Below are 4,852 nucleotides of genomic sequence, written 5' to 3'. Positions count from 1 at the left end.
AGGATAAAAATTTCTGATTCTGAGGAGAATAGCGGGGCTATTTGACGAAGAAGCACAAGAGCTTAAAGAGACAGAACTGACGCAGTATATTGAAGAGCATGAACTGTTTGAGGTTCAACGTCGGTTTATCAGTGAATTGACCAGGATGGTCTGTCAGCAAAAGAAACCATCAAAAGAATTTACCAGAGAGCTTCGGCTACTTCCTGCCAACGATGGTGTTAGTCAACTGGGGATCAGTCTTGATTAAGTTCAGCTGACCGGCATTCACTGCTACACAGTCAATACCGGTTGACCTTATAGCTGATTACTTCACATTAGAAATGATATCCCTGAGCAGGGAGTAAATCCTCTGCTGGGAGTTGGACATGGCTTCAAAGTTTTGATTATACGTCTGCATCGCCCTTTGCAGCTGAACGGTCTGAATCTGACTGTTGCCATTGAGATTATCCCGGGCATTAATCAGGCTCTTCTTTAAAGTGACCCACTCTTCCGGGGTCAGCCGACCATTACCACTGGCATCTGGATAGGTAATCCTCAATATATTAGTCAGGAGTTCTTTCTCCTTCTGGGTCATAAACGGCGTGGTACCGTTAAACTCACCACTGTTTGCCTGGCTGAACGCCAGCTTCCTGCCAAAAAAACCGGATACCTGGTTGCTGGAATCATTGGGATTCGTTTTGCTTATCGCCTGGGTACCCCGGCCATCGTACTCCCACTGGTGCATGCCTCCGGCTTCAAACAGGATGTGACCATCATGATTATTGATATCCAGACTATGGCGGTTGTTCGGGCGAGCGGAATTATCATCCTGGGGAGCTGCCGCATACCGATCATAGGAGAATCCGGGCAAAGAACTCGAGGCAGAGATTTCATCTATTTCAATTTCCCCCTCATTCTCATGGTATTTTATTTGGTTTTTAAATCTTGCTGCTGACTGTTCCATCACGCGGTCAAAGAAATCATCCGTATCCTCTCCGGATATCATTTTGTAGTGATACGATTCGTTATAGTAGTCCATTGACCCATCAGTATCCCACAGCTCCAAGGTAATGGTATAGCCATTGGTCTGCAACTCTTTTTCAAACCCCCTCATCTTATCCTCAGAAAGGTTCATTTCAAGAATTTCATTTTTCAATTTTAATAAATAATCATCAGTGAATACCTTGATATTCCCATAATCCTCAGAATTATAAAATTCCCGTTTTTTACCGACCCAATTGGATGGAACGGAACTGGTTGTTTTACTCGTCGCCGGTATCACTTCCGGATAACTATAAGCGGGAAGCTTAATGTCGGTACTGACATAATATATATCTATATCGCCTTCCTCATCCATGACATAGTTACGGAAATCCAATTTGGAGCGATTAACGGCACGTTCAATAAATTGGTAGAGCGTTTCATTGCCATAAGGCTGGTAAGTAAACGTTTTAGTATAAGTACTATCCGCTAAATCCAATTCACCGAGCTTCCAGTCAATAGACATCCCGCCATCCGACTTTATCTTGGCCAATAGGGCTGCCTGTTCCGCCGCAGATTTATTCTTAATAACCCCTTCCCACATGGAGAGTACTTTACTCCCATGGGCGACATCAATAGTGTCGTAATTTTCGGATTCATTGTAATCCTCATACGTCGACAGTTTGTCAGCTGCAACATTTACCGTTCGCGTGGTCGTAGTCGGCTTGTTTGCCACCGGGTCAGTTGGGGTCTCAATGGTAGGGGATCCGATTTTCATTGATCCGGCAACATTGACATCACTGATTTTCATTCCCTGGTTATCCCTGGTAATGATAATCGAGGTTATATCCGCCAATCCTCCGGAAAAGTCCGTGGAGTTGAATGCTTTATCCGGGGTTCCAGTCTTAAAGGTGATCTCAGTGCCATCATCCAGTATATAAGTCATGTCGTTCATCACGGGAATGCCAACTTCCAGTGCATCCACCGTGGCGCCGGCAGGCACAGGTATCAGAGTTTGGTTCTGATAGATTAACTGATTACCATCACTGTCAAGTAGAGTGAAGCTATTTCCACCTTTACCATCTGGCTGGAAATTCAACCCGTAACCATTATCAAGTACAACATTTTTGCCCTTAACCTGCCATGTGGTGGATGAATAATGCGTTGATCCATACTCGGCAACATTAGCCTTACCGATCAACGTATTAATGGCTTCTACATACTGATTACTTTTATCAATTTCACCAATAATTCGTCGAACTTCTGAGTCCAGCATTTCTCCACGTTCAAGATAAACAGCAGCAATGAAGTCCTGCTGACTCATATCTGCCGGATTTAGAGTTTTTATATTATTAGTCGTGGAAACGCCATTAACGTTATTCATGCTGTGCTCATCCCTGAAAAGCAGTTATCTTTTAATACTGATCTGTTTACGGCCTATACATATCCGGAGCGCTTTTTAACGGTACTTGCTTTCTTCACTTTGCGTTGACTGAGCAGACGGCTGGCATTACCGAGCTCTTTGCGCTTAGCCGATGCTTCATTGGCCATATTGCTTTTAAACTCATTATGAAAATTGAGCAGTTCTTCCCTGGCTTTCTGCTTTTGGCGAGATGTCCAGTAGTCACTATTAATAAAGGCACGTAACTTTTGCCGGTCCATTCCACCATTTTTCATAAACGCTTCCTGCTTATCCAGCAACACTTTTGCCTCCCGGACGGCAGCCTTTGATGCTTCAGAAGCCAGATAGTTGGATTTTTGTAATTTGGTGATATCTACCAGCCTGAGTTTGAGCGCCATACCTACCCCCGGATAGCCTTTGACCAGATCATTTTGAAACTCTCTGGATACCTATATCGGTCAGGGGACAAATCTGTGTAGGGTCTGTTAACGCTTCAGCATCGCAGAGCCTTGCTATGAAGCATCAACTGGGGGGAAAGTTGTACCGAGATTCTATGGCATATTGGCGACTCAGCAGTAAATTGCCTACAATATCGGCATAAAAAAGTCGACAAAAAAAGTCGGCAAAATTTCTGGAGGTTCCATGGATGTTGCTGAGTTCGAAACCATCATGTTGCAGGTCTTAATCAGCGGTCTGGTTTTATTTATGGCTTTTATCGTTTATGACCTGGCCAAAAAATCCAATGCGGGAAAATGGGGTACATTTGTACTCTTTGGAGCTCTCGGCCTTGGAGTCCTGGGTTTCCTGATCAAAACGTTTCTTGTTGAGATGATCGTTTAGGTTGTAACAGCAAGGTGACAGATCGCCAGGTTACCTGGTGGTTACAACTTGCTGACTATAAATAACCTAACCAGGACATCCAGACACTACCCAGCCCCAGCCACACCAGCAAATAGAGCGAACTCATGATCAACCCGACTTTCCACCAGGTGAAAAGAGAGACATAACCAGCACCATAAAGTATTGGTGCGGGTCCGTTCCCATAGTGAGTAATAACTGCACAAATATTACTCATATAGGCAAGCATCAGGGCACCTCCCAGAGGGGGAACACCAGCACCGAGCATAATCAACAGAAAACCGACATACATGGCACTGATCTGAGCTGTGGATGCGGCAAAGAAGTAATGGAAAAAGTAGTACAGTCCACAGACGGTAATCATTGCCAGCCAGGCGGGCAAACCGCCAAACAGAACGCCAACCTGGTCACTGACATAGCTCACTACGCCAAAGGCACTGAGGTAATGAGCCATGGTAATAAATGCCCCAAACCAGATCATGGTATCCCAGGCACCCTTATTACCACGGAGATCATCCCAGTTCAGAACACCACTTGACAGCAGAATGCAAACCCCCACCATAGCAACCAGTGTCGCTGAAAAGCCCAGTTGCTGACCAAATATCCAAAGCAGAAGAAGGGCCAGAAATGTACCAGCCATAATCCATTCATCCCTGGTCAGGGAGCCCAGGCGGTGAAGTTCATCCTGTGCCACCTTGACGGCCATGGGGGTTTCTTTCAATTCAGGCGGGATAATGCGATACAAACAAAGCGGCATTAAGATAAGACAGACAATACCGGGTAACAATGCCCCCAATGCCCATATCGCCCAGCTCAACTCAATACCCTGATTGCCAGCAAGCTTGACCACCAGTGGATTACCCGCCATGGCGGTCAGAAACATGGTGCTGGTAATAGCATTAGCATGGAAGACAATCATTAACAGAAAGGCCCCCATGCTGTTGGCGGTCGCTCCCGGCTTACTGTCATAGACAGTGGCAATGGATCGCATAATAGGGTACACCACGGCACCTGCGCGAGCCGTAGTACTGGGCATTGCCGGAGCAAGCAGCATATCCGTCAGGGTCAGTCCATAACCCAACGTCAGGGTTTTCTTCCCCATGATACGCATAAAGTAGTAGGCAATTCTGAGCCCAAGCCCGGTTTTAATAAACCCGTGAGAGATAAAAAACGCCAGCACCACCAGCCAGGTTACAGGATCACCATAACCCGCCAGCGCCTGCTTGAGGGTCAGCGTTTTGGTCAGTCCCAGGGCTGTCACCCCCATAAGCGTGATTGCAGACATGGGCATTGGGGTGACCATCACCCCCAACAGGGTGCTGATAAAAATAATCAGCATATGCCACCCCTGCAGATCCAGACCTTCCGGTGCAGGAAGCACCCACAGAATCACCCCCAATAGCAATGGAGCAAAAAAACTGATAACTGATTTCAAATCAGTTGCCCGTTGCTGAGGGTGTTCACAGCTTACTGGTGGTGTACTCACACAACCCCCTTGTAAAATATGGTTAAGGCCATAGTCTAGCCCGGATATTTCATAAACGTGCTCCCGTTCTCGCTTGCCCTTTGCCGCTCTGAGGGAGTTTTGCTCAGTCGACCGTACTCCCCGGTACGGCGCTCCCTCACAAAATC

Annotated in this window: 5 protein-coding genes; 2 read left to right on the top strand and 3 right to left on the bottom strand. The window is 46.4% G+C overall.

Annotation, left to right across the window (positions count from 1 at the left end; all coding sequences use genetic code 11):
- Window positions 1–13: 13 nt before the first annotated feature.
- On the top strand, window positions 14–247 hold the full coding sequence (locus KDK15_RS21640) for a DUF416 family protein (protein ID WP_373691423.1): 234 nt from the start codon (window positions 14–16) through the stop codon (window positions 245–247).
- Between the two features lie 57 nt (window positions 248–304).
- On the opposite strand, the gene KDK15_RS20285 is transcribed toward KDK15_RS21640, so the two are convergent.
- Together KDK15_RS20285 and KDK15_RS20280 are read right to left on the bottom strand one after the other, a co-directional pair.
- Window positions 305–2,344, bottom strand: a complete 2,040-nt coding sequence (locus tag KDK15_RS20285) for a hypothetical protein (RefSeq protein ID WP_257297218.1) — start codon at window positions 2,342–2,344, stop codon at window positions 305–307.
- A 53-nt stretch (window positions 2,345–2,397) separates the two neighbouring features.
- Complete coding sequence (locus tag KDK15_RS20280) at window positions 2,398–2,760, bottom strand: hypothetical protein (protein ID WP_257297217.1); 363 nt, start codon at window positions 2,758–2,760, stop codon at window positions 2,398–2,400.
- A gap of 244 nt (window positions 2,761–3,004) precedes the next feature.
- On the opposite strand from KDK15_RS20280, the gene KDK15_RS20275 reads away from it, so the two are divergent.
- On the top strand, window positions 3,005–3,202 hold the full coding sequence (locus tag KDK15_RS20275) for a DUF2788 domain-containing protein (protein ID WP_257297216.1): 198 nt from the start codon (window positions 3,005–3,007) through the stop codon (window positions 3,200–3,202).
- Between the two features lie 55 nt (window positions 3,203–3,257).
- Here the strand turns inward: KDK15_RS20275 and KDK15_RS20270 are convergent.
- Window positions 3,258–4,852: anion permease (locus tag KDK15_RS20270; RefSeq protein WP_257297215.1), on the bottom strand; the 1,595-nt coding region annotated here is incomplete at its 5' end.

Origin of the sequence: Endozoicomonas sp. YOMI1, from assembly GCF_024606345.1 — a bacterium.
Classification (GTDB): domain Bacteria; phylum Pseudomonadota; class Gammaproteobacteria; order Pseudomonadales; family Endozoicomonadaceae; genus Endozoicomonas.
The sequence above is the reverse complement of the archived record's forward strand: the minus strand, read 5'-3'. Positions and strand labels throughout refer to the sequence as shown.